At 70.7% G+C, this 22,795-nt stretch carries 23 protein-coding genes; 7 read left to right on the plus strand and 16 right to left on the minus strand.

Translation table 11 applies throughout. The features are described 5' to 3' along the window. Window positions 1-89 precede the first annotated feature (89 nt). The 10 genes from ACVW07_RS10310 to ACVW07_RS10355 form a co-directional block, all read right to left on the minus strand. Window positions 90-557 (minus strand): hypothetical protein, encoded by a 468-nt coding sequence (locus ACVW07_RS10310; RefSeq protein WP_456819157.1) that lies wholly within the window; start codon window positions 555-557, stop codon window positions 90-92. A 239-nt stretch (window positions 558-796) separates the two neighbouring features. Next, complete coding sequence (locus ACVW07_RS10315) at window positions 797-1,027, minus strand: DUF2283 domain-containing protein (protein ID WP_456819158.1); 231 nt, start codon at window positions 1,025-1,027, stop codon at window positions 797-799. Window positions 1,028-1,160: 133 nt separating this feature from the next. Next, entirely contained in the window at window positions 1,161-1,526 is a 366-nt protein-coding gene (locus ACVW07_RS10320) for a hypothetical protein (protein WP_456819159.1), read from the minus strand. Window positions 1,527-1,762: 236 nt separating this feature from the next. Then, on the minus strand, window positions 1,763-2,233 hold the full coding sequence (locus ACVW07_RS10325; protein WP_456819160.1) for a hypothetical protein: 471 nt from the start codon (window positions 2,231-2,233) through the stop codon (window positions 1,763-1,765). A gap of 243 nt (window positions 2,234-2,476) precedes the next feature. Then, window positions 2,477-2,734: a hypothetical protein gene (locus ACVW07_RS10330; RefSeq protein WP_456819161.1), complete on the minus strand. Its 258-nt coding sequence runs from the start codon at window positions 2,732-2,734 to the stop codon at window positions 2,477-2,479. A 772-nt stretch (window positions 2,735-3,506) separates the two neighbouring features. Then, window positions 3,507-3,998 (minus strand): hypothetical protein, encoded by a 492-nt coding sequence (locus ACVW07_RS10335; protein ID WP_456819162.1) that lies wholly within the window; start codon window positions 3,996-3,998, stop codon window positions 3,507-3,509. A 4-nt stretch (window positions 3,999-4,002) separates the two neighbouring features. Beyond that, on the minus strand, window positions 4,003-10,704 hold the full coding sequence (locus ACVW07_RS10340) for a PA14 domain-containing protein (RefSeq protein WP_456819163.1): 6,702 nt from the start codon (window positions 10,702-10,704) through the stop codon (window positions 4,003-4,005). Between the two features lie 444 nt (window positions 10,705-11,148). Beyond that, window positions 11,149-11,634, minus strand: coding sequence for a hypothetical protein (locus ACVW07_RS10345; RefSeq protein WP_456819164.1), 486 nt, complete (start codon window positions 11,632-11,634; stop codon window positions 11,149-11,151). A gap of 813 nt (window positions 11,635-12,447) precedes the next feature. Beyond that, window positions 12,448-12,792, minus strand: a complete 345-nt coding sequence (locus tag ACVW07_RS10350; RefSeq protein WP_456819165.1) for a DUF2200 domain-containing protein — start codon at window positions 12,790-12,792, stop codon at window positions 12,448-12,450. A gap of 114 nt (window positions 12,793-12,906) precedes the next feature. Continuing rightward, entirely contained in the window at window positions 12,907-13,746 is an 840-nt protein-coding gene (locus tag ACVW07_RS10355) for an MmyB family transcriptional regulator (protein ID WP_456819166.1), read from the minus strand. 102 nt (window positions 13,747-13,848) lie between these two features. On the opposite strand from ACVW07_RS10355, the gene ACVW07_RS10360 reads away from it, so the two are divergent. The 6 genes from ACVW07_RS10360 to ACVW07_RS10385 all read left to right on the plus strand — a co-directional run bounded on the left by ACVW07_RS10360 (window position 13,849) and on the right by ACVW07_RS10385 (window position 17,888). After that, window positions 13,849-14,448 carry an NADPH-dependent FMN reductase gene (locus tag ACVW07_RS10360; RefSeq protein WP_456819167.1) on the plus strand — a complete coding sequence of 200 codons (600 nt, stop codon included), beginning with the start codon at window positions 13,849-13,851 and terminating at the stop codon, window positions 14,446-14,448. Between the two features lie 47 nt (window positions 14,449-14,495). Next, a complete protein-coding gene (locus ACVW07_RS10365) occupies window positions 14,496-15,644 on the plus strand; it encodes a low temperature requirement protein A (RefSeq protein ID WP_456819168.1) in 1,149 nt (382 codons plus the stop codon). A gap of 80 nt (window positions 15,645-15,724) precedes the next feature. Continuing rightward, window positions 15,725-16,345 (plus strand): carboxymuconolactone decarboxylase family protein, encoded by a 621-nt coding sequence (locus tag ACVW07_RS10370; RefSeq protein ID WP_456819169.1) that lies wholly within the window; start codon window positions 15,725-15,727, stop codon window positions 16,343-16,345. Continuing rightward, window positions 16,342-17,220, plus strand: a complete 879-nt coding sequence (locus ACVW07_RS10375) for an RNA polymerase sigma-70 factor (RefSeq protein WP_456819170.1) — start codon at window positions 16,342-16,344, stop codon at window positions 17,218-17,220. The genes ACVW07_RS10370 and ACVW07_RS10375 overlap by 4 nt, the downstream gene beginning before the upstream one ends. 70 nt (window positions 17,221-17,290) lie before the next feature. Next, window positions 17,291-17,419 (plus strand): hypothetical protein, encoded by a 129-nt coding sequence (locus tag ACVW07_RS10380; protein ID WP_456819171.1) that lies wholly within the window; start codon window positions 17,291-17,293, stop codon window positions 17,417-17,419. A gap of 10 nt (window positions 17,420-17,429) precedes the next feature. After that, entirely contained in the window at window positions 17,430-17,888 is a 459-nt protein-coding gene (locus tag ACVW07_RS10385; protein WP_456819172.1) for a hypothetical protein, read from the plus strand. Window positions 17,889-17,951: 63 nt separating this feature from the next. Here ACVW07_RS10385 and ACVW07_RS10390 read toward each other — a convergent pair whose 3' ends face one another. From ACVW07_RS10390 to ACVW07_RS10410, 5 genes are all read right to left on the minus strand, one after another. Then, a complete protein-coding gene (locus ACVW07_RS10390; RefSeq protein ID WP_456819173.1) occupies window positions 17,952-18,227 on the minus strand; it encodes an isoamylase early set domain-containing protein in 276 nt (91 codons plus the stop codon). A 124-nt stretch (window positions 18,228-18,351) separates the two neighbouring features. After that, entirely contained in the window at window positions 18,352-18,729 is a 378-nt protein-coding gene (locus tag ACVW07_RS10395; protein WP_456819174.1) for a DoxX family protein, read from the minus strand. A gap of 108 nt (window positions 18,730-18,837) precedes the next feature. Next, window positions 18,838-19,152, minus strand: a complete 315-nt coding sequence (locus ACVW07_RS10400) for a DUF5808 domain-containing protein (protein ID WP_456819175.1) — start codon at window positions 19,150-19,152, stop codon at window positions 18,838-18,840. 158 nt (window positions 19,153-19,310) lie between these two features. Then, window positions 19,311-20,189, minus strand: coding sequence for an alpha/beta fold hydrolase (locus ACVW07_RS10405; RefSeq protein ID WP_456819176.1), 879 nt, complete (start codon window positions 20,187-20,189; stop codon window positions 19,311-19,313). Window positions 20,190-20,321: 132 nt separating this feature from the next. Continuing rightward, window positions 20,322-20,684: a VOC family protein gene (locus tag ACVW07_RS10410; protein ID WP_456819177.1), complete on the minus strand. Its 363-nt coding sequence runs from the start codon at window positions 20,682-20,684 to the stop codon at window positions 20,322-20,324. Window positions 20,685-20,814: 130 nt separating this feature from the next. Between ACVW07_RS10410 and ACVW07_RS10415 the strand changes: the two genes are divergently transcribed. Further along, window positions 20,815-21,426 (plus strand): class I SAM-dependent methyltransferase, encoded by a 612-nt coding sequence (locus ACVW07_RS10415; RefSeq protein WP_456819178.1) that lies wholly within the window; start codon window positions 20,815-20,817, stop codon window positions 21,424-21,426. 54 nt (window positions 21,427-21,480) lie between these two features. On the opposite strand, the gene ACVW07_RS10420 is transcribed toward ACVW07_RS10415, so the two are convergent. After that, window positions 21,481-22,785 (minus strand): sensor domain-containing protein, encoded by a 1,305-nt coding sequence (locus ACVW07_RS10420; RefSeq protein WP_456819179.1) that lies wholly within the window; start codon window positions 22,783-22,785, stop codon window positions 21,481-21,483. Between the last annotated feature and the right edge of the window lie 10 nt (window positions 22,786-22,795).

Raw genomic sequence — 22,795 nt, forward strand, 5'->3', positions numbered from 1 at the left:
AGTTACTCAAGGGCATCTCAGCTGTCCCCGAGCAGCCAAGAGCGATGGCGCTGTTCACGCGATTGCCCAGACTCCCTCGAAAACAATGCCTAGCAAGCGGGCCGGTTCAGCCTTTCGACGTCAGCGGCGTCGACGACGCTCGCGTCGCTGTCGCCGTTGCGGAGAACGACCAGGCCGTGTCCCGGTGTCGGAGCCCCGTCGAACACGACGGCACCCACAGGTGCCCCGCCCGCCGAGTACAGCCGCACCGCGAAGGGACCCGAGATGCGGTCGACGACGCCCTGGTCGCCGACGAGGAATCTGCCGCTTTGGGCCAGCGCAGACAGGTTGATGTCCTGGCTGGTATCCGCCTCATCCAGCTTCACCCTCACCTCCGGATCCGACCAAAGATCAGGCCCGGAGCTCATCTCGAGCGTCGCCGCGGGGTCGCACGTCTGGCTCACGAGCGACGTGGTCCCGGCCGTGGCGGTCACGAGCGCAATGCCGGGCGTCGGCAGCCCCGGATCGCCGCAGCCGCCGAGCCCCATGAGGAACACCACAGTGGCGCCGAGCGTCACGGCGGACCTCGTCGTCAGGGGCACACCGCGTGTACCCGCCGCCCTACGAATGCTGCTCGTGGACCGAACACCTTGCACCGCTCCTCCAAGCTATGCGAACCGGCCTACGGGCGGCGAACGGGAGACTACCGGCCGTAGGCCCACCGAGTCGGGTTCGCCGGGCCTCGGTTTTGACTTCCAGGTGCTGTACAACCTTTCGCCCGTCTTTCCAACACCCGAATGGCGCCGGAACGACGCGGCTATGGCTCCACTGCACCATCAAGGACGTGCATTCCCCGCTTCCCCAGCAACAGAGTAGCGTTGATCAACTCGACTCCGATCAGGCGGTTCTCTGAGGAGAAGTCGAGAACAATGGAACCTTGCAGGCGTGGGTCCTGGATGTGAACCTGGAACTCAGACGGCTCGTCAGACCACCGGAAATACGCCATGTCGTCCCGCTTGTCCCAAGTCCTGCGCACCGCGTCAGACATGGCAAGTCACCTCCTGACGGCCGATGCGGTCTGACCCGTCGTCGTATCCACGACAACTCGGGTCCTCCCGGTTGCGTACATCACCGCTTCCTTTCGCGATCTGCCCGGTCGAAGCACGAGGCACGCGCCCGATTCAGCGCCCAAGGCGGGTCCTCAGGACGTCCAGCTGGCGCGCCATACGGGACCGCGGCTCACGTGCGGGCGTGGTGTATCCGGCCAGATGTGACAACACGACCTGCTCACCGTCCTCGAGCGTGAGTGCAGGAGCGCGCGCGGTCAGCACGATGCCGGCGGTATCGGCCATGGTCACGTCCGCAATGTCGTCCCAGCTGATGCGTCTTGTCTTGACCAGTCCGTGAATCGCGACCGAGTCCGTCGTCAATGTCACGCGCATCATCGGGATGCGGACGGTCAGAAACAGTCCCCCTGCCAGAAGTACGCATCCGACCGCAATGGTGGTGTCCGCTGATTCGCCCCCCGTGACGATTGCCAGGCCCAAGAGAAGCGTCCCCAGCCCAAGAAGCCAACTGTACGCATGCCAAGGCGACCACAGCACTCGCCCGCTGCCTATCGTTCTGCGCCGCACCTTGCCCCCAGATCGTTCCACTTTGTCACCCCAGCCGCGAGAGTCAGCCGGCTGCCTTTCTCGCCCCGGCCGAGAGGAGCGCGCACCGGAGGACGCCAGTCCGGTCATGCCTTGGAGCGCGGTGTTCTTCCCTCACTTGGCGGTCCCGTTCACGCGTCGGCTGTACCGTCCGCCGGTCCGGCCATTCCCAATGCGCTCATTGCGCGGTGATCGAACACTCGCGTCGGGAACTGTGCTCGAATTCGGACCCCGATCTCCTGTCGAAGCGCGAATGAGGTTTGGCCGATCAGTATCGACAGTGTGACGCCGGGAAACACGAGGGCAACCCTGTTCGCTCCACTGGGGACCCAGACCCATTCGATCCGCTGCACGGTGCGAATGTCGGCCGAAGCCACACTCCTCGTCTTTCGTTCGTACAGGAGGTCACCCTCCAGCCAGTGTTCAAGCCTAGGACCCCACGCGATCCAGGCTCCGGCGATCAGCGCGCTCCCGGCAATCGACAGCCACAGGATGGTCCCATGGAACGTCAGCAGCACGATGAAGACGGTCAACGCAACCCCCAAGCACGCAGCGGCAACGTTGTTCACCCTGTCCTGCTCGACAGTGTGGAACTCCCGCATCGGCCTCCGTCCTCAGCGCGCGAACCGCTCGAGGTGAGCCGCCCGTGGTCGATAGTGTCGCCTGGTCCACACGCCTGAACCGATGGGGCTCTCCCAGGCGCCTGCAGGAAGCTGCCGGTACGGCGCAGGGAACGAGACATGCGTGACGGAAGCCGCCATAGCGGTCGTTCGCCCTCGCCCCTGCCGCCCGGCCGTCGTCGCCGTTCCCAGGGCCGCAGCCGCCTGAGGCGCGCCGTCCGCGACTTACCCCTGCGCCCACTGATCGGGAAAGAAGGAGAGGATGAACATGAATGCGCCGAGCGCACATGCACCCAGCGCCATACGTCCCGTCAGCTTCGGAGTGGAGGCCCGCTGAACTTTCGTGGATAAGGAACCAAACACGTTGTTCTGCATTTCGCGATTGAACCTGGCGTACGCCTCGCGCTTCCGCCACATGGCCAGGCCGATGACAATGAGTGCAAGCCCTCCAACAAACGCCGGCCCGAAGACCCTCACATCCATGCCTTTCTCGATCAGACCTTCAATCGGTGCTCCACTTACGAGGCGTGCATCTGTAGTGCATGCTACGCCGCGACAACTGCTGGCTCAGGGGCCCCATGTGCGCCAACACCTCGGAGGGACCGGTCGACTAATGTCCCCAGTTCAGGTCAAAGAGCGAGAGCACCATCCCGAGCGCACCGATGGCGCCCCATCCGATGGCAACCCGTCCCATCGTCTCGGCCGTCGACGCACGACCAGTTCGGCTGGAGGCCGCACCGAAGGCACGCTCCTGAGCGAATCGATTCCGGTCTGCCACCGCCGATCGATTCCGCCAGAGGAGAACGGATGCTGCAATCATCAAAAGACCTCCCAGAAACGCCGGCCAAAAGATCGTCATTTTCGCACCGCCCTCCGATTGAGTGCTCGGCTCTCACCAAGAATAAGCCCAGCTGATTTTACTGAGCACGGATCGGGGCTCGGACTCCCCTCCACCGTCATCGCGAGCACCACACTGTTTCCGAGCGTCGTGGCTGAGGTCGACGTCAGATGCCTGCGCGCTTATCGGGCTCTTCGGACGGAGTCGTCGGCGGTGGTGGTGCCGATCTGCCCGGCGGCGGGGTCGAGGGGCCGCCCGATCCGACCGCGATGGTGGTGCCGGCTGATTCTCCCGCCGCCACGATCGCCAGGCCCGAGAGAAGCGTCACCAGCATCCAGAACCCGTACCGCCTGCTCCAAAGTGCGATTCACACGCTCCGCCCGCCCCCCGGCCGGGGCCGAACCTCCTACGATCCGGTCATGAATCGGCCCCGCCATTCGGCTCGCTGCAGGTCTGCAACCGGTCGAGCTCGCTCGCTGGCGCCACGACGGAATCGCCCGACACGGGCGAGATGTAAGTCATCTCGCCCGGTTCAGGCAGGACGTCGAATGCCTGCGAAGCGAGTTCGCCGTCGTCGACCCACACCGTGGTGAAGAACGGGGCGGTCATCGCCTCGAGGTCGTCGGCGTCTTTCACGTCGAAGGCGTCGCCAGGGTCTGGGAGGTCGATCACGAGCCGTCCTTGCATATCGGCAGTCGGCGTAATGCGGATCTCGCCCCGCCGACCCCAGTCGGTACCGGTGCCGATCTCGACGTAGTCGAGCGTGTATTCGCAAAGGTTCACGACCAACTGCAGTTGACCCTGGAGCGTCCGAGAGAGGACGACGTCGGTGTCCGGAGGGCTCGGATCGCAGGCCGAAGTCGCGAGAACAGCCATGGCAACGAACAGTGCACCGGCCGAACGGTTCACTCGTCTAGTGGCAGTTGGTATAGTGGCCATCCGCAAATCCTGCCTGTCTCTCATAGAAGTTGCACTCACCTTGGCTGGCATAGGCATTCAGGTAGCCGAATGCCATGCCCGGCGAACCCAAGAGAGCCCACTGGTTGGAGTGCTTGCCCTCATGTGCCATGACCCTGACGTCGAGATCCTTTGAAAGTTTGCTCGAGACAAACGTGCTGCCGTACGTGGTGCCACCCTTGACTCCGAACCGCTTAGCGCCGGTGCATGCATACATCCACTCCTGCTTGTTCCAATTGCATTTGGCACCGGAGGCGCGAGCGATGACCAGTCCGAGGGTAGTCGATCCATTGTTCACGTTGGCGATGAACCGGCCGCCCTTCACGGTCCCTCGCCACGCTCGCCTGTACCAAGCCGCCTTCGTCGTCTTGAGGCCATCGAGGTCGAAAGCATTGATCGGATCCGTCGGGTAGGCGTAGCAATTATCGACGCCGCCCTCAACGGGGTCCGTGGAGAGGAAGCGTCCAAGTCCCGGTAGGTAGACCCGGGCGCCCATCTCGACGGCAGCCATGGTGCCGGCGTGTTCGTAGAGCTTCTGGTGTTGTCCGACCCAGGCGTTGTCGGCGTCGGTGGGCATGTTGTCGGCCACGGAGTCGTCGGCGGTGGTAGTGCCGATCTGTCCGGTGGCCGGGTCGAGGGGTTGCCCGAACGGGTCGTAGGTCACGACGGCGCCGGTCCGTGCGCCGGCCGGGTCGGCTGTGGCGATGACGTCGCCGTGGATGTTCGGGTAGGACCAGGTCGCCGCCCCGGAGGTCGGCAGGGTGACCACCACCCCGCCGGGCAGGGCGAGCTGGCGCTGGATGATCTTGTTGGACGTGTCGACCACGAGGTCGGAGCTGTCGCCGGACCCGGTGAACCCGTACCTGACCGTCGTGGTGCTGGTGTCCTGCGCGGTGCGGCCCACGATCCGGTCGGTGCCGTCGCGCAGGTAGGTCACCGTCGCGCCGGTGCCCGTCGTGGTCGAGACGTGCCGGTTGGCCGCGTCGTAGACGAGCGTCTGGTCGGCCAGGGTCGTGGTGTTGCCGCGCCCGTCGTACATGAGGTTCGCCGCGGTCAGGCTGGTGCCCGACACCGGCGACGCACCCGTGACCGGGTTCGTCACCGTCGAGGCGGTGAGCCGGTCGGCATAGTCGAAGCACGACGTCACCGTGGTCGCCGTCCCGCCTGTCGGGGTGTCGGTCGAACCGGTGCGGTTGCCGTCCCGGCCGGCGTACGGGTTCAGTCCGCAGCCACTGGTACCGGCGAACGAGTACGTCAGCCGGTGGCCCGGGATGGTCGCGGCCACGAGCCTGCCCGCAGCGTCATAGCCGTACGACGAGCTCTTCATCGCCGTGCCGTCGGTGACGGTGTCGGTCAGGATCCGCCCGGACTGCGAGCGCACCACCGCATCCGTCAGCGCCGGTGAGCCGACGAACGACCACCCCAGCGACGACATCGCCCCGTTGGCATGACGACCGACAGCCAGGCCGGTGCCGTTGCCGGCGTTGCCCGTACCCGCCGGATACGTGACACCCGTAAGGTCCGCACCGGTGTAGGTGAGGGTCGCGACAACCTTTCCGCCATCGCTGACCGATTTGAGCCGGCTGTCGCCGTCATAGGAGATCACGCCGGTGTAGGTCGCGACGCCGTCGGTCGTCCTCGTGGTCGACGCGCGCCCCGCCGCGTCGTAGAGCGTCGTCGTCTTGACGTTCCACACGTCCGTGTAACTGACCACCCGGCCGAGCAGGTCGACCACGGTGGTCACGGTGCCGCCGTTCGGCGAGCCCGTCACCGACGGGTCGCTCACCGTGCTCGTGAGCGGGTCACCGGTGCTGCTCGTGTACGCGTTCGTGACCGTCCGAGCCGGGGTCGAACCGACAGCGGGGTAGGTGACCGAGGTCACCCGCCCGCGGGCGTCGAACACACTGCAGGTCCACCCGGCGTCGCCGCGCTTGGACCCGACCGCCCGACCCCACGTGTCGTAGACGAACGAGGTGACGATCGCGGTGCCGTCCGCTGCCGTCGGCTCGGTCGCCGACTTGAGCAGGCCCGCCTGGCTGGTCCCCGCGGCCACACCGCAGGTGGCCGCAGAGAGCGCCTCCTTGTCGCCCCAGTACACGTACCGGGTACCACGAGGACCGTCGTCCGCGACCGTCGGGACGGTCCGACCGGCCGTGACGGCGGCCACGGTGGCGGCCGGCAGGAAGCGGCCCGTGCGGCGAAGGAATCCCGCGCCGGCAGCCTCGTAGGTGGTGGCCGTCGTCAGCGCGAGGCCGCCCGGGTCTTCCGTGGTGGTGACCGGCTGGCCGAGCCACGGGCTCGCGCCGTAGCCGACCTGCGAGACCTGTGCCGGGACCTGGGCGGCGGTCACCGCAGGCGTGCCTGCGGGCACCGTCGCGGGCACGGCGTCGGCGACCGTCGTGCTCGTGACCAGCCCGTAGTCCGGAGACAGCACGGTGTCAGGCACCGCGCCGCTGGCCACGCCAGGGCCCGACCACGAGACCTTCAGCGAGCCGGCTCCAGCCGTGTTGACGTAGTCGATGCGGATGCGTGCCGGGCCGGCCGCGGTGCGAATCACGCTGGTCGAGACCGTGCCCGCCGTCGGCGGCGCAAGCTGACGGATGTCGTCGACCCACACCTGCACCGAGTCGTCCGAAGCCGCGGTCAGCGTGTAGGTGCCCGCCGCGGGGAAGGTGATCACGCCGGTCAGGCGGGCGCCCCACGCCTCGGTGAGGCCGGCATCGGGCGGTGTGCTCCAGCTCCGGTCCAGCGACCCGCCGCCCAGGCCGAGGGCGATGGCCTTCGGCTGGCCGGCCAGGCGCGGTCCGGTGTAGTACGCGACGTTCAACCCCGTCAGACCTTCGTCGTAGCGGGTCGACGTGTGAGCGGTCGACGCGGCGCACGCGGTGTTCGGCGTGCGGTCGCTTCCGAAGCAGGTCGCCGGTGCCGCCCCGTAGCTCTCGACCGCCCGGTCACGGTTGTCGTAGATCGTGGTGGTCGTGCGACCCGCCGGGTCGGACGAGGACAGCACGAGGTCCTTGGCCGGGTCCCAGACCTGGCTCGAGCGCAGGCCGCTCGGCGACGAGTCGGTGAGCTGACGCCAGGCACCGTCGAACGTGACCGTCCGAGCGTGACCTGAGATGCCGGTCCGGTCGACGTACGTGGTGGACGCGTCGGCGTACGTGAAGGTCGTGCTCGCAGGACCGTGCACCGTGACCTGGTCGTCGGAGCCGAAGCCGGAAACGGCGCTCCCCGCCAGGCTGACGCCGTCCGCAGCAGGCAGTGTGATCCGGGTGACCTTGGACGACCTGGTCGACGCCCCGGTGACGTCGTACTGGATCCGGAGCTTGTTGGCGTCCGAGGGGGTACGCGTCGTGTCGGCCGCGAGCCAGTCGCTGATCAGCGGCGTGCGCAGCGCCGTGAGCTCGCCGGACGAGGCGTACTCGAAGTCGGTGACCTCCGCACCCGGGTCGACGATCCGGGCCAGCCGGCCGGCCGCGTCGTAGCGCAGGTAGGTCGAGTCGCCGACGCCGGTGCCCGAGGCCGGCGGGTACACGATCCGGCAGACCATGCCCGCCGGTGGTGCCGCGAAGCCCGACGTCACCGGGCATGCCGCACCGCTGCCCTCCGGCGCGGTGTCGCCGCCGTAGAACATGCGGACCTGCTTGCCGGACGCACGGTCCGTGATGGCCTGGACCTGGCCCGTGAAGCCGCGCCAGGTGACCTCCGGCGTGGCCGGCTTCTTCGCGTCGCCCGGGGCCGTCGACGACTCGAGGCGGCCGTTGGTGCCGAACACGTAGACCGTGCCGTCCTCCTCGGTCAGGTTCACCTGCCCGCTCGCCGACAGGCCGAGCACGCCGTACTCGCCCGCCGGGGCGGCGTATCCGCCCTCGGACTTCTTGGTGTACGTGTGGGCGGTGCCGGTCACGTCCGTGACGACGACGGCGTTGGTCTCCACGGCGGCCGACGCGTACTCACCCGCATCGCCCGCCAGCGCGGCCGAGGCCGACCAGCCCGCCGGCAGCGTCTCGAACGTCGGCGACAGCCACGAGGACGGCACGACAAGACCGTTCGGGTAGCCCGGGCCCTTGGCCCACAGCTGGAGCCTCGCGCCGCCGCCGGCTTCGTAGTAGTCGACGCGGATCGGCGTCTGGCCGGTCAGGGTCCGGGCAGTTCCCCAGTTGACGCCGCCGTTCTCGTCCGACCAGCGGTCGAGCACCGTCTTGTCGGTGTCGAGCACCACGCGGACCCCGTTGTCCTGCACGACACCGAACGTCCAGTCGCCCGCGGCGGGCGGCGTGAAGTAGCCGCTCCATCTCACGGCGAAGTTGTCGGCCGGTACGGCCGGCGCCGGAGCCCCCACGCCCCAGTCGAAGTTCAGGTCAGGGTCGGTGCGCGTCATGAGCGGTTCACCGGCGGAGGCGAAGGCGAACGAGGACGCCGGCGAGCCGGCCGCGTAGTACCGGCCGAGCAGGCCCTTGGTCCGGGCGGCCTGCGAGTTGTAGGAGAACGCGAGGCCCATCGGGCCGCCCACGGTGTTCACGGTGGGCGACGAGAACCGCAGGCCGGCGTTCCCGTTGGCGAGGTTGACCGTGACCGGCCCGACCTGCTCGACGGGAGACGGCCCCGACTCAGCCAGTCGCCGGTTGACCGTGAACGACGCCGTCCACAGGATGCGGGCCGAACCGAGGTCGTCCTTGGTCTCGACGGTCCAGGTGTACACACCGCCGTCGCGCAGGCTGCCCTCGGGCACCTGGTAGGACGTGCCGGTCTGCCACCCGGAGGTCAGCACTGTCCCGCTCACCGCGTCGGAGCCGGTGGCGATCCTCACCTGGTACTGGACGGCGCCGTCGCCGTCGGAGGCGACCGCCGGCCAGGTGATCGCCGGGGAGGTGCTGACGATCGTCTGGGTGCCGCTCGCCGGCGGCGCGAGGCCGTCGAACGTCACCTTCGTCTTGTCGACCTTGGGCACCGTGTTGGTCGTGAACGACCAGACCGCGCTCTCGCGCTGGGTGCTCCTCCCATAGACGCCTTTGTACGCGTTGTGCACCATCGACTTCCAGTAGTACGTCGTCCCCTCGTTGAGCAGCCCGGCCGGCACCGTGACGGAGTCCTGCGAGAGCCAGCCGCTGTTGTAGACCGCGCTCGCATCCGGGTTCGGCGTCGTGCCGACGCGGAAGTAGCGCGCGACCGCGCCAGACGCCGCCGGGTCCGCGAAGCTCCCGGTCAGGGTCGGGTTCACCGGGACCCGCGCCCCGTTGGCGGGCGACGTCACCGTCGTCGACGGGTACTCGGCGGACGTGACGTAGAGCGCCACCCGCATGTACTTGTACGTGTAGAGGCCGGCCATCTCGTGCCCGGAGCAGTACACGTAGACGCCGCTGGTCCCGGCGTTGACCCACCCCGCGTAGGCCGCGCCGAGCGCGTCCGCATCAAAGATGCCCTCGTCGTCCACGACGGCCTGACCGTGGCTGTTCCCGATGCTGTTGAAGCTGAACGCCGACGCCCAGCCGGTCTGGCCGACGTAGCCGTTCGCCGTCCCCGCCTCGACGACCGTGTGCATCCAGGCGTCGATGACCTGCCTGCCGAAGAACTGCTCGTAGTTGAAGTGGAAGACCGTCCGCCAGTACTTGTCCGTGTTGTTGTCGCGCGAGTTGCCGATACGCACCCGGGCGTCCGAGATGACGGTGCCGTCGGACTTGTAGGAGTACAGGAGATCGGGCCCGACCCCGGACTCCACGGTCGGGTCGATCGACACGGGGTATACGCGCGCCGGGTCCGTCAGCCACTCCTGGCTGGGCGTCACGGTGAGCAGCCAGCCGTCGCGGTCCCGGGTGATCGTCATCGGGGTGTTGACGGTGGAGGGCTCCGACTTCCCCTCCTCACCGCTGGAGTCGACCATCACGGCCGGCGGGATGGTCATCGCGACGGCGCCGTCCCGGCCCACGAGCTCGTAGGACCCCGACTTCCCCTCGCGCAGCCCGAAGCCGGTGCCGCGGATCCGCCAGGAGTAGGTCTGGGTCTTCTTCGGCGCCTCCTGCAGGACAACGGACTCCTTCACGGACCCTGGGGTGACCTCGTACTGCAGGTCGGCGCCGGGCAGCACGTCGGCGTAGCGGGCGAACGCACCCTTGCGGCTCAGCGCCTTCGCCTTCGCCCCGACCAGCGACATGCTGAGCTCTGCACCTCCATGGGCGACCTGCAGCAGGTCGGCCGAGTCACCCTGCGCGGCGAACCGCGGCGACAGCGGGTGCAACGTGATCCGCCCGCCGCCGTCCGCGCTCGAGCCGACGCTCGTGGAGACGGGCTGCCAGGTGCCGTCGGCAGCGAGGACGTTCGACGGCTCTGCCGTCAGGGCCGTCGTGTAGGTGCCGTCGGTGTTCTTGTACACCGTCGACGACTCCGTGCGCCCGACGATCTTCGACGACTTCTCGTCGAAGCTGCGCTTCGGGGCCTTGCGCTCGAGCGGCGTCGCCTCCGGTGTCGGCGCCGGTGCCGGGACCTCGTACTGGCCGGCTTCGACCGGCGCGGACAACTTCTCCGCGTCCGCCGAGACCAGGGGCGGCAGCTCCTCCGGCGCCACCGACTCGGGCTCGGCGGCCCGCACGGCCGCCACCTGAGGTGCCGCCTGCCCGACCGTCCCGGTCGCCACCAGTGCCACCGCGGTGACCGCGATCACCAGCCCGCTCCGGGCACCACCGATCCAACGTCGACGAAGCCGCATTCCGAAAACCCCTGTCTCCGCCCACGAGAGGGGTCGGACGTGTCGCGTGCCGCCGGCATGCGAACACCGCCGCGGTAGGTGCCCGGGGCACATATCGGACGCCCGGGGAACTCACGGCGAAACGGGGGGATTTCGGGCGCGAGTCACCCGTTCGGGTCGCTCTCGTCGCTCTCACAGCCGGTAGGACGTGCACCTCGCGGAGAACGGTGCTGAGTCTCTGGCGCTTGGCGCCGCCGTGCGTCCCCCACCACGCGGCCGCGTCGGAGATCAGGAGCAGCCCGCGCATCGCCGCTCGGGCGGGCCCAGGTCACGGGGGCCGTCACCCCGCCTGCCGCAGGCCGTGGTCATCCCGAAGCGATGGGCCTTGGTGCGCGCCTCGCAGCCTCGCTCAACGATGACCTAGCACTGCGCGTTCGCCGCGAACTCCTCGATCGGATGAGAACTCGGCTCGCTGGTAGTCCCGATGCTGAACAGCGCCATTCCCGGCTCTGGCAGCTCGCTGAACACCTGGTCACCCCAGGTGCCGTCGTTCGTGTCAGCCGAGATGAAGAACGGCACCGAGGGATCCGAGAGGAAGTCGGCACCCTTCTTGACCTCGAAGGCCTCCCCCGGCTCCGCCAACGGAACGACCACGACGCCGCTCATCGGATCGACCGGCGAGATCACAGCGGCTGCATCGGCGCTCCGATCAGACCCGGCCCCCACCTCGATCTTCGACAGCGGGGACTCACACATGTTCACGAGCGCAACAAGCTGACCGGACGGGTCCCGTCCGAGCCCGATGTCGTTCGACGTGGTACCCGGGTCGCAGCCCGCGACACATGTGCACACGACCAGCGCGAGAGCCGCGGCTGCGGAAATCGGCCGTGTCCGCCCCATCAGCACCCGCCAACCGTCCGCTTGAAGTGGCTCTGGTTTCTGTCTATGACATACGCGCTGCCGAGCGTCGTGCCGTGTCCGGACTTCCAGCTGCTCGTGGTGCAGGTGGACATCCACTCCTGCCGATTCCAGTCGCACTTGGCGCCCGTCGCAGCAGCGAGGCCTCATCCAAGCATGGTTGGGCCGGTCTGGGCGTCGACCGGGAACCTGCCGCCCTACGAGGGTTTTATTGCTCTAGACCCACGGTGATGTTTCGCGGTGCCCACTGCGACAGTGATAACAACGATAGTCACCATCCGCCCGTAGATACCATTCATGGCACCCACAGTCGCGATGCGGACGAGCCGCGATGCCGAGGCGGAGAATCCACCACGGCAGTATGCCCCGGATACGAGTTCTGGCCCGGAACCGCCCGCGGCAGTCACCAGCGAAGTCGCCCGCGCCTTCGTCAGACACAGTCTCAGGCTCCCCTCGCCAAGCCTCCATGCCCACTTTTGCCCTTCCGGCGCCCTGTATGCGCAACGACCGCGCATTCCAGGATCATTGCCGTGCATTCCGTGCACACTGCTGCAGCCCGGGCGGACTGCCGTGACGACTACCCAGGCGCTTCCAGCTCCCATTGTTGGCGACTGAGGCATCGGCGTTGGGCAGACCAGGTCATGCGGCCCTCCAGCGCCGCAGTCGTTGCTCGATCGTGCCTTGACTGCACTCCCACCGCCGGCGTCACGCTGCAGATGGGCGACGACGCACCTGGGACGTCGCCGCCACGACCCTCGCAGCCGATTCCCGGGCGGGAGCCCTGGCGGACCGCGACGCGACCTAGACCCCGGCCCCCGTGCTCCCGCGCAGGATCGACGTCATCTTCTTGCCCCTCGCCACCTCGTCGACCAGCTTGTCCATGTACCTGATCTTCTGCATGAGGGGGTCCTCGATCTCCTCCACGCGGTACCCGCAGATCAGGCCGGTGATCAGCGACGCGTGGGGGTTCATGGCGGGCGCCTGGGCGAAGAACGTCTCCAGGTTCACCTCGTCGGCGATGGCCTTCTCCAGCCCGGCGTCGTCGTAGCCCGTGAGCCAGGTGATGACCTCGTCCACCTCGTCCTTGCTCCGGCCCTTGCGTGCCACCTTCTGCACGTAGAGCGGGTAGATGCTGGCGAAGCTCATGGCGCGGAGCCGATCTGCTGCCATTCCGGTCCCCTCCGTCGTCGGCCGCATCGAGCGTGGGCGTCTTCACCCAGTCTGGCACCCGACGGCGGCCCGGTAGCGGCCCGGTAGCCGCTACCGCACGGCGTGCAGCACGGCCCTGCCGGTGTCGCGCCGCATCTCGTCCAGGACCAGCGCGGTCCGCTCGTCGCCCGGGAGCAGCACCACGAGCCGGTGGTCGCTGCCCGGGAGCGTGAGCACCTCCCGGTTCCACAGCAGCAGCCGGCCGGACGCCACACACATCCGGATCGGCGCCTGCGGCGGCGGGACGTACCGGTGCAGCCGCGTGGTGAACGGGCTCCCGGCGGCCGGCACGAGCCCGGCGGCGAACCGCTCGACGCTGTCGAGCGACGGGCCCAGCACCAGGTCGAACGCCTGCACGTCGGCGACGTGCTCCCAGTCGGGGAACGTCGCCCGCGCCCGCGGGTCGGTGAACACGTACCGGGTGAGGTTCGGCTCCGGCCCGTCGAGGATCCCGGTCCCCCGGGCCACGAGCTCGAAGCCGGTGGTGCACTCCAGCACGTCGCCGAGCCGGTTCGTGAGGATCGCGACGCCGGGCTCCAGGAGCCGCAGCACCTCCGAGACGGTCGCGCGCACCCCGTGCTCGGCGCCCCGCGCCCGACCGTCGGAGATGCACGAGCCGCCCGACATCTTGACGAGGGCGCGCACGTGCTCGCGCTCGGCGGCGTCCAGGGCGAGCGCGTCGGACACGGCCACCACGACGGACGGGGACGGGTTGCGGTCGCGGCCCTGCTCCAGGCGGGTCAGGTACTCGACGCTGATCCCCGCGCGGGCCGCCAGCTCGGAGCGGCGCAGCCCGGGGGCTCGTCGCCTGTCGTGCGCCGGCAGGCCCAGCACCTCGGGCTGGATGCTGTCGCGCTTCGCACGGATGAAGTCCCCCAGCGGAGTGGCCACCTCCTGAGCGTACGAGGGCGGCCGACGGGCGAGCCTGGCCCTGTCAGGGCCAGCCTGCGCACGGTCTGGCTGGCCGGCGGCAGGCCCGGCATCGTCCCCGTCATGGACACCACGAGAAGCACCCTGGCCGTCATCATCGGGAGCGTCCGGGAGGGGCGGTTCGGACCGGTGGTCGCGACGTGGGTCGCCGAGCGGGCGGCCGAGCACGGCGCGTTCGACGTCGACGTCATCGACCTCGCGGACGTCGACCTGCCGCTGGTCCTGCCGGCCATGTCGCCGAAGGCGGCGGGAGACACGTACCCGCGTCCGGAGGGCATGCGGGACGTGGCCGAGCGGCTCGGGCGGGCGGACGCGTTCCTCGTGGTGACGCCCGAGTACAACCACAGCTATCCCGCGTCGCTCAAGGCGCTCATCGACTGGCACTTCACGCAGTGGACGGCGAAGCCGGTCGCGTTCGTCAGCTACGGCGGTGCGGCCGGCGGCCGGCACGCGGTGCTGCACCTGGAGAACGTGTTCACCGAGCTGCACGCCGTGACCCTGCGGGAGGGCCTCTCGTTCCCGGGTTACTTCCTGTCCTGGCAGGACGGCGAGCCGGTCGACGGCCGCACCGCCGGGTACGCCAAGACGCTGCTGGACCAGCTGGCGTGGTGGGCCGGTGCGCTGCGCACGGCCAGGGCCGCGACCCCGTACCCGGTCGGCTGACGGCGAACGCTCGTGACCTGGGCGTTCGGCCGCCCTAGCATCGCCGCATGCGCATCAGGGGGGCGGCGGTGGACGCCACGCGGAGCACGTCGCACGGTCGGCGCGCCACCCGGGTGACGACGGTCGAGCTGCTGCTCGACCTCGTGTTCGTCGTGACGATCGCCCAGCTCGCGACCACGGTGTCCCACGACCCCGGGTGGTCGGCGGTCGGGCGGGCCGGGCTCCTGCTGGTCGTCGTCTGGTGGCTGTACGACGGGTTCGCGTGGCTGACCAACCAGGCGACGCCCGACACCACGGCGGTCCGGCTCCTGTTCGTCGCGGCGATGGCGGCGTTCCTCGTCCTGTCGCTCGCGATCCCCGACGCGCTCGCCGGGTCGAGCGTCCTGTTCGGTGCCGCCTACGTGGTCGCGGCACTCGTCCACGGCGGCCTGTTCATCGCGCTCGGCGGTGCCTCGAGCGCGCGCGTGATGCTGCGGGTGATGCCGATCAACGTCGGGATCGGGGCGCTGATCGGCGCGGCGGGGCTCGTCGACGGGCCGGCGCACACAGTGCTGTCGCTGGCTCCGCTCGTGCTGATCGCCGTGGCGGCCGGCATCGCCCTGCGGTCCCCGTTCGACCTGGTGGCGCAGCACTTCGTCGAGCGGCACGGCCTGCTCATGATCATCGCGCTCGGCGAGTCGGTGGTGTCGGTCGGGGCGGGCGTCGACGAGCACGGGCTGGACGCGGCGACGGTGCTGGGCGCGGTCCTCGTCGTCGGCGTCATCGCCGCCCTGTGGTGGTGCTACTTCTCCGGGGACGACGAGCGCGCGACGCTGGCCTTCGGTGCGGCCGACCCTCGGCGCCGGACCGCCGCGGCGCTGCGCGCGTTCTACGTCGACCACCTCCTCATGCTGTTCGGGCTGGTCCTGCTCGGCGCGGGCCTGCACCTGGCCCTCGACGAGCCGCTGCACCCGCCGACGGCCGCGGCCGGGTGGCTCGTCGGTGCCGGCGTCGCCCTGTACCTCGTGGGCGACGCCGACTACCGCCGCTACCTCGGGCTCGGGGCGTGGTGGTTCCGGGCCGGCGGGGCGGCCGCGGCGCTGCTGGTCGGGGCCCTGGCGCCGCTGGTGCCGGCCGTCGTGGTGCTGGTGGCGCTCGGGCTCGTGGTCGTCGCGACGATCGCGGTCGACACCTCGCGCGTGGCACCCGCGGCCTGACCGCCCCTCGCGGGAGCTGCTGTCACAGATCCGCTCCGGCCGGTGTCTTCATGTCGACACCGGCTACGAGGAGGAACGACATGGCCAGCACCGACCGCATCCCCGCCGTCGAGATCACCGGCCCGTACGGGGCGCTCCTGAGGTGGTTCAGCAAGCGGATGCTCGGCAAGGTGCCCGAGTCCCTGGGGGTCCTGGGGCAGAACCGGGCCGTCCTGAGGTTCTCGCTCAGCCTCGGCCAGAAGTCGTCGAGGTGGCACGCGTGCGACGAGAGCCTCAAGTCCTACGCCCACATGGCGGTCGCGGCGCTGCTCGGCTGCTCGTGGTGCCTCGACTTCGGCTACTACTCCGCGCACGACGCGGGTCTCGACGTCACAAAGGCGCGCGAGGTACCCCGGTGGCGGGAGTCCGACGTGTTCACGCCGCTGGAGCGTGACGTCCTGGAGTACGCGGAGGCGATGTCACAGACGCCGCCGGCCGTGACGGACGCGCTCAGCGCCCGCCTGCGGGACGCGCTCGGCGTGCCCGCCCTGGTCGAGCTGACGTCGTGGATCGCCCTCGCGAACTTCTACTCGCGCACCAACACGGCCCTGGGCATCGAGTCGGACGGCCTCGCCGCGTCGTGCGGCCTGCCGCCGCTCGCCCGGCCGAGCTCGGCGCGCGCGGCCGCCCCGGAGCCCGGCCGCGTAGCGTCCCAGGCATGACCGGCGACCCGTTCGTCACCCACCGCGGCCTGCTGTTCACGGTCGCGTACGAGATGCTCGGGTCCGCGGCCGACGCCGAGGACGTGGTCCAGGAGACGTGGCTGCGGTGGTCGGACCTCGGCGCGACCGCCCGCGCCGAGATCCGTGACACGCGCGCCTACCTCGTGCGGATCACGACCCGGCTGGCGCTCAACCGGCTGCGCACCCTGGCCCGGCGGCGGGAGGACTACGTCGGCGAGTGGCTTCCCGAGCCGCTGCTGGTGAGCCCCGACGTGGCCGACGACGTGGAGCTCGCGGAGAGCGTCTCGTTCGCGATGCTCACCGTGCTCGAGACGCTCGGCCCGACCGAGCGGGTCGTCTTCGTGCTGCGGGAGGTGTTCGACACCCCGTACGACGAGATCGCGGGCGCCCTCGGCAAGTCCCCGTCGGCCGTCAGGCAGATCGCCCACCGCGCCCGCGAGCACGTCGACGCCCGGCGACCCCGGCAGCAGGTCAGCCGCGCCGAGCAGGCGGCCGTCGCCGAACGGTTCCTCACCGCCGTCCGGCTCGGCGACCTGCACGGGCTGCTCGACGTGCTCGCGCCGGACGTGGTGCTCGTGGCCGACGGCGGCGGCGTGGTGGAGGCGGCACGGCGTCCGATCATGGGCGCCGACCGCGTCGCGACCTTCCTCGGTGCCATCGCGAAGGCGTTCGGTGAGTTCGAGATGCGACCGACGTGGCTGAACGGGGGCATCGCGGGGCGGGTGGAGTTCCGCGGCCGGCTCGACACCGCGATGAGCCTGCTGGTCGAGGACGGCCGGATCAGCCGCATCTACGCGGTCCGCAACCCGCACAAGCTGGCCCGGCTCGACCAGGAGACGACGCTCAGCCGGTGAGAGCGGCGAGCCGCCGCCCGGTCACGGTGCCGTGAACCTCCACCGCGCGGCCTGCTCGTCGAGAGCGGCCATGGACAGCTTCTCGATGTGGATCGTCGCCTCGAACGTGAGCTCCCCCCGGGGCGCGGACGCCGCAGGCAGCCGCGTCGTGGGCGTGGTCGGACCTGCGGCGAACCTCGTGGCTCCGGGCGCGGCGTAGGCTCGGCATCGTGGCCACGTTCTCCGCAGTGACGCGTCAGCACGTCCTCCAGGCGATCGCGGAGTACGACTCCCGGGGCGAGGAGGACTTCCTCGGGGTCTACGGCTACATCCCCTCGGCCGACTACACGCTCCAGCACAACGGGCGCGACTACGACTCGCAGGCCATCCTCGGCGTCGCCCACCGGTACGCGACCGGCCGGCTCGCCGCCGCCCACGAGTTCAGCAACGGCCCGAGCGGGACGTCCGCGATCCTGCGCAAGCGCGGCTTCGAGGTGACCGAGCCCACCCCGGTACGCCGTGCGCCGGAGCCGCCCGCCAAGCCCGCTCGCGCCCGGGCCACCACCACGCGCGCCCGGACCACCACCACCCCGGCCAAGCGCCCTGCCGTCAACGACCGGCCCGTCACGCTGTGCCCGACGTGCTCGATGGCGCTCCCCGGGACGGGGGTCTGCGACTACTGCAGCTGACGGCGTCCGCCCTCACGGCGCCGCACTCGTGGGCGCACTCGTGGGCGCACTCCCTGGGCGCAGTCACGCCAGCACGACCGAGCCGTCCACGGTGATCTCGTCCGCGTCGGCGTCGTCGAACCAGAGCCCGTTCTCGCCCAGGTAGCGGAAGCGCACGGTCGTGCCCACCGGGACCTTCACGGACGTGCTGGCCGTCCCGTTGGAGCGGCGGCGCAACGGGTGCGCGCCGGGCGTCCAGTCGTTGAAGGTGCCCACCACGCTCACCGTGCCGTCGACGGCCGTGGACGGGAGCGCGAAGGTCAACGTGCAGGTGGCGGCGGTGCGGGACTTCTTGAGCACAGGCGGGTCCACACTTTCCCTGGGTCGGACAGCTGGTACCAGGGCATCGTGCCGTGCTCGTGTTTCGGGGAGGGCACCGATCAGATGATCACGGTGTGACGTGTGGGCGTCGGGCGGACGTCGGTCAGGAGAACGGGTACGGACCGAGCCGCCCCCACGCGAGGAACGCCGCCAGGAACGCCAGCACCACGTTGATGACGACCGGCGTCGGCTCCCTGCGCCGCACGTGCACGCTGATGGCGCCGACCATGACGAGCACGAGACCGATCGCGGCGATCGGCACCAGCACCTCCGCGATCCCCGTCACGGCGGGCAGGATCAGGCCGAGCGCCGCGAGCACCTCGAGGACGCCGATCAGCTTGACCGTGCCCGCGCCGAAGTCCTGGGCCCAGCCCAGCCCCGCCTCCGCCAGCTGCTCACGCGTCCGGGTGAGCTTGAGCAGCCCGGTGAGCAGGAACGCGACCGCGAGGAACCCCGCGACGATCCACAAGAGCACGTTCATCGGTCGCACCATCCACTCGTCGTCTTCACCTGCGTGCCGACGGTAGTGCCCGGTGCGTCCCGGATGTCCTGGATCGCCGCCCCGCGTCGGGTGATCCTTCTCGCGCCGTCAGCGCTCGGGCGCGAACCGCTGCTGGATCATCCCGACGAGCTTGCCCACGTTGAGGGTCCACCCCACGCCGAACACCCGCGGGTTGACGAGCCGCGGGCCGTCCGGGTCCCAGATCCGCTCCATGATCCGCTCAGCCGTCGGCACCCGGAAGTCGTAGGGCACGAACCCGACGACCACCCCGTTCCACTCGCGCTCGTCGCGCGGCGTCCGCAGCTCCTTGACGACCGCGACGACGGCGAGCCCGAGGGTGACCAGTCGGATGAGCTTCGGCAGGTCCTGCGACCGGTTGCGACCCTCGCCGTGCGATGTCATGTCTGCTCCCTCGTCCGCCGCCCGTGGTGGCCCCATGATTCACCCGACGGGCGCCCCGGGGCGAGAGGGCTGCGACCATGCTCGACGACCTACCCGGCCGCCGGCCCGTCGAGCCGCTGCCGCACCACTGGGCCGCCGGCCGTCGAGCACCTCCCGCACTACCCCACCGCCGGCCCGTCGAGCACCTCGCGCAGCCGCACCGCGAAGGCCTCGGGCTGACCCGGGTACCCGAGGTCGCCGCCCATGAACCCGCCGTGGTGGCTGGGGAACACCGTCAGGTCCTGCCCGAGCGCGTCCGCGAGCGCGGCGGACGTGCGCCACGTGAGCAGCCCTGTGCTCTCGATCCCGGCGGCGACCACCACCCGGGTCGACGCGCCCGTGAGCGCCGCGACGTCCGGCTCGTAGGCCGTCACCGCGTTCGACACCCCGGACAGCAGCGGGTCCGCCCGGCTCCCGTCGTCCTCCGTCGGCAGGCCGAACGCCGCGGGGTCGACGTCGTCGCGCGCGAACTCGTCGGTGAACTCGCCCTGCCACGACGTGAGCGCGATGAACGTCGCCATCCCCGCACCGAAGCCACGCCGGTGGTACGCGTCCTGCACCTTCTTCTCGGCGGCGAACGCCTGCGTCGCGTCGGGCAGGACCGTCAGCACCGGCGGCTCGTGCGCGACGAAGGTGCGGACGTCCTCCGGGTGCGTCGACACGAGCTCCAGGCCTGTCACCGCGCCGCCGCTGCTGCCGAGCAGGTCGACCGGCCCGCCGACCTCCGCGACCAGCCGGTGCAGGTCGTCGGCCTGCTGCTGCGGGGTGTTCTCCGTGCGGCCGTCGGTGCGCTCGCTGCGTCCGAGGCCCCGCGGGTCGTACGTCAGGACCGTGCGGTCGGGGAGCAGTCCCGCGAGCGTCTCGAAGCCCGCGGCCTCCATCGGCTGCCCGATGAGCAGGAGCGGCGGTCGGCCGTCCGCCGTGGGGAGGGGACCGCGGACGTCGTAGACGAGGGCGGCGCCCGGCACGTCCAGGGTCCGGGTGGTCGGGGTCGTCATGGTGCGCTCCTTGTCGACGGTGCTGGTGAGCGGGTGCTGCCGTGCACCTCCCTCTACCGTCCTGGTCGGAGCGGGCGCACGCGACACGACATGCCGTCCGCACTCCGGAGGGCCCGTCCTGCGCGGTCGGACCTACTCCGGTGCGGCCGCCCAGACGCCCAGCTCGTTGCCGGCCGGGTCATGGAAGTGGAACCGGCGACCGCCCGGGAACTCGTACGGGCCGTTCACGACGGTCCCGCCGGCGGCCTCCACGGCGGCGACCGTCGCGTCGAGGTCGGCGGAGTAGAGCATCACGAGCGGGCCGCCCGTCCCGGGCACGCCCTGCGCCGTCAGGCCGCCGACCTCGCCGTCACCGTCGGCGGAGCGGATGCCCGCGTATGCGGGCCCGTAGTGCGTGAACGTCCAGCCGAACGCGCGCGAGTAGAAGTCGAGCGCGGCCGGGAGGTCCGGTGCCGCGATCTCGACGTAGTCCAGGGTGTGGTGTGTCTGCGTCATGCTCGCGAGGTTAGGCCTAGCCGCCCACACCGACGGTGACCGCACGGCGATCGGGATCGGGCCGCAGCCGGGCCCGTGAGAGAGCGGCCGCTGTCGCCGGGGCCTGCCCGCCCTGGCAGCCTGGACCACCATGGGCACGACGCGCGCGGCGTACTGGGACGGGCAGGCGGCGACCTACGACCGCACGACCGCGTTCCTCGAACCACGGCTGTTCGCTCCCGCACGGCGCTGGATCGCCGAGCGCGTCACCGGCCGGACGCTCGAGGTCGGCGTCGGCACCGGCGCGAACCTGCCGTACTACGCGACCGGCGTCACGGACCTGACGCTCGCCGACGTCAGCGGCGTGATGCTCGCGGCGGCGGCGGCCCGCGCGCAGGACCTCGGCGTCACGGTCCGGCGGATCCAGGCCGACGCGGCGCACCTGGACCTGCCCGACGACGGGTTCGACACCGTGCTCGGCACCTTCATGATGTGCTGCGTGGAGGACGAGCGGGCCGTGCTGCGCGAGCTCGCCCGGGTGCTCCGACCCGGCGGCCGGCTGCTGATGGCGGACCACGTCGTGTCGTCGGCCCGGCTCGGCCGAGGCGTCCAGCGGGTGCTCGACGCCGTCACCCCGGCGACCGCCGGCGAGCACCACCGCCGCCGTCCGGTGCTGCTCATGCCGGACGTCGGGCTCCGCGTGACCGAGTCGACCGCCTCCCGCTGGCGCCTCGTCGAGCAGGTCGCGGCGACCCGCCCCTGACCGGCCGGCGGGCGGCGACCGGCCGGCGGGCGCCGACCGCCGGCACCCCGGGCGTCAGACGCGGGCCTGGAGCGCGCACGGCACGGCGAGGCTCACCGTGGTCGGGCCGCCGGCCGGGCTGTGCACCGTGAGGACGCCGTCGAACGCGGCGAGCCGGCGCTCGACGCCGCGCAGCCCGGTGCCGCGGTCCGGGTCGGCGCCACCGCGCCCGTCGTCGCGGACGGCGACCTGCAGCATGCCGTCGGCGTTCGCGACGTCGATCGTCACGTGCGTCGCGTCCGCGTGCTTGCCCACGTTGGCGAGCAGCTCCGAGACCGCGAAGTACACGGCCGACTCGAGCGGCGGCAGCGGCCTGCCCTCCACGGTCGAGCGGACCTCGACCCGCAGGGGCGACTCGAGCGCCCGTGCGCGGATCGCGTCGACCAGGCCCCGGTCGGCGAGCACCGGCGGATGGATCCCCCGGACCAGCTCGCGCAGCTCTGTCAGCGCGGCCGCCGAGGTCTGCTTGGCCTCCTGCATCATCGCCCGGGCGGCCGCCGGGTCGTGGTCCATCAGCCGTTCCGCCGCGGCGAGCGTCATGCCCATCGCGACCAGCCGCGCCTGGGCGCCGTCGTGCAGGTCCCGCTCGATGCGGCGCAGCTCGTCGGCCTCGTGGTCCATCACGTCGGTGCGGCTCTGCGCCAGGTGCTCCACGCGCCGCCGGAGCCGGCGCGAGTCGTGCGACAGGACGGACCGCACCCACCGGCCGTGCAGGCGCACCAGCGGCTTCGCGACGAGGACGCCGCCGACCACCTCCAGCACACCGAGCGCGGCCGCCACGGCGACGGTGGCCGTGCCGGTGAGCGGCACGAACAGGTACCAGCTGTTGTCCCAGGTGCTGACGACCGGCTCCCACAGCACCGGCAGGAGAACGCCGAAGAGGCCGTGCAGGACCGCGACCGCGGGCAGCGCGGCGATGGCGAGGCCGACGAACGGGTTGACGAGGTGCCACAGCAGGTCGGTCCACGTGGCGCGGTCACCGAGCATGGCGTGCGCACGCCGCCATGCCCCGGCCGTCCCCGCACCGCCGTCGGGGAGCTGCAGGTAGTCCTCGCTGACGGTGACGCCGCTCAGGCCCAGCGCGAGCCGCCGCTGGCGTCGCGCGTCGGTGCGGACCAGGTCGAGCGCGCCGGGGACCAGCAGGATGCCGAGACCGACGACGAGCAGCGTCACGGCGACGGCGACCCACAGGATCACGACCGCCTCCCAGAGCGCGAGCACGGCCAGGCGGAGGCTGCGCGCCACGGAGGTGCGGGCGCGCGGGGCGCGGGGCTCGTCGGGCGGCATCGTGACCTCGGGAGGAAGGAGCGGGCTGGTCATGGGAAGAGCC

This window comes from Cellulomonas sp. URHB0016 (assembly GCF_054057935.1).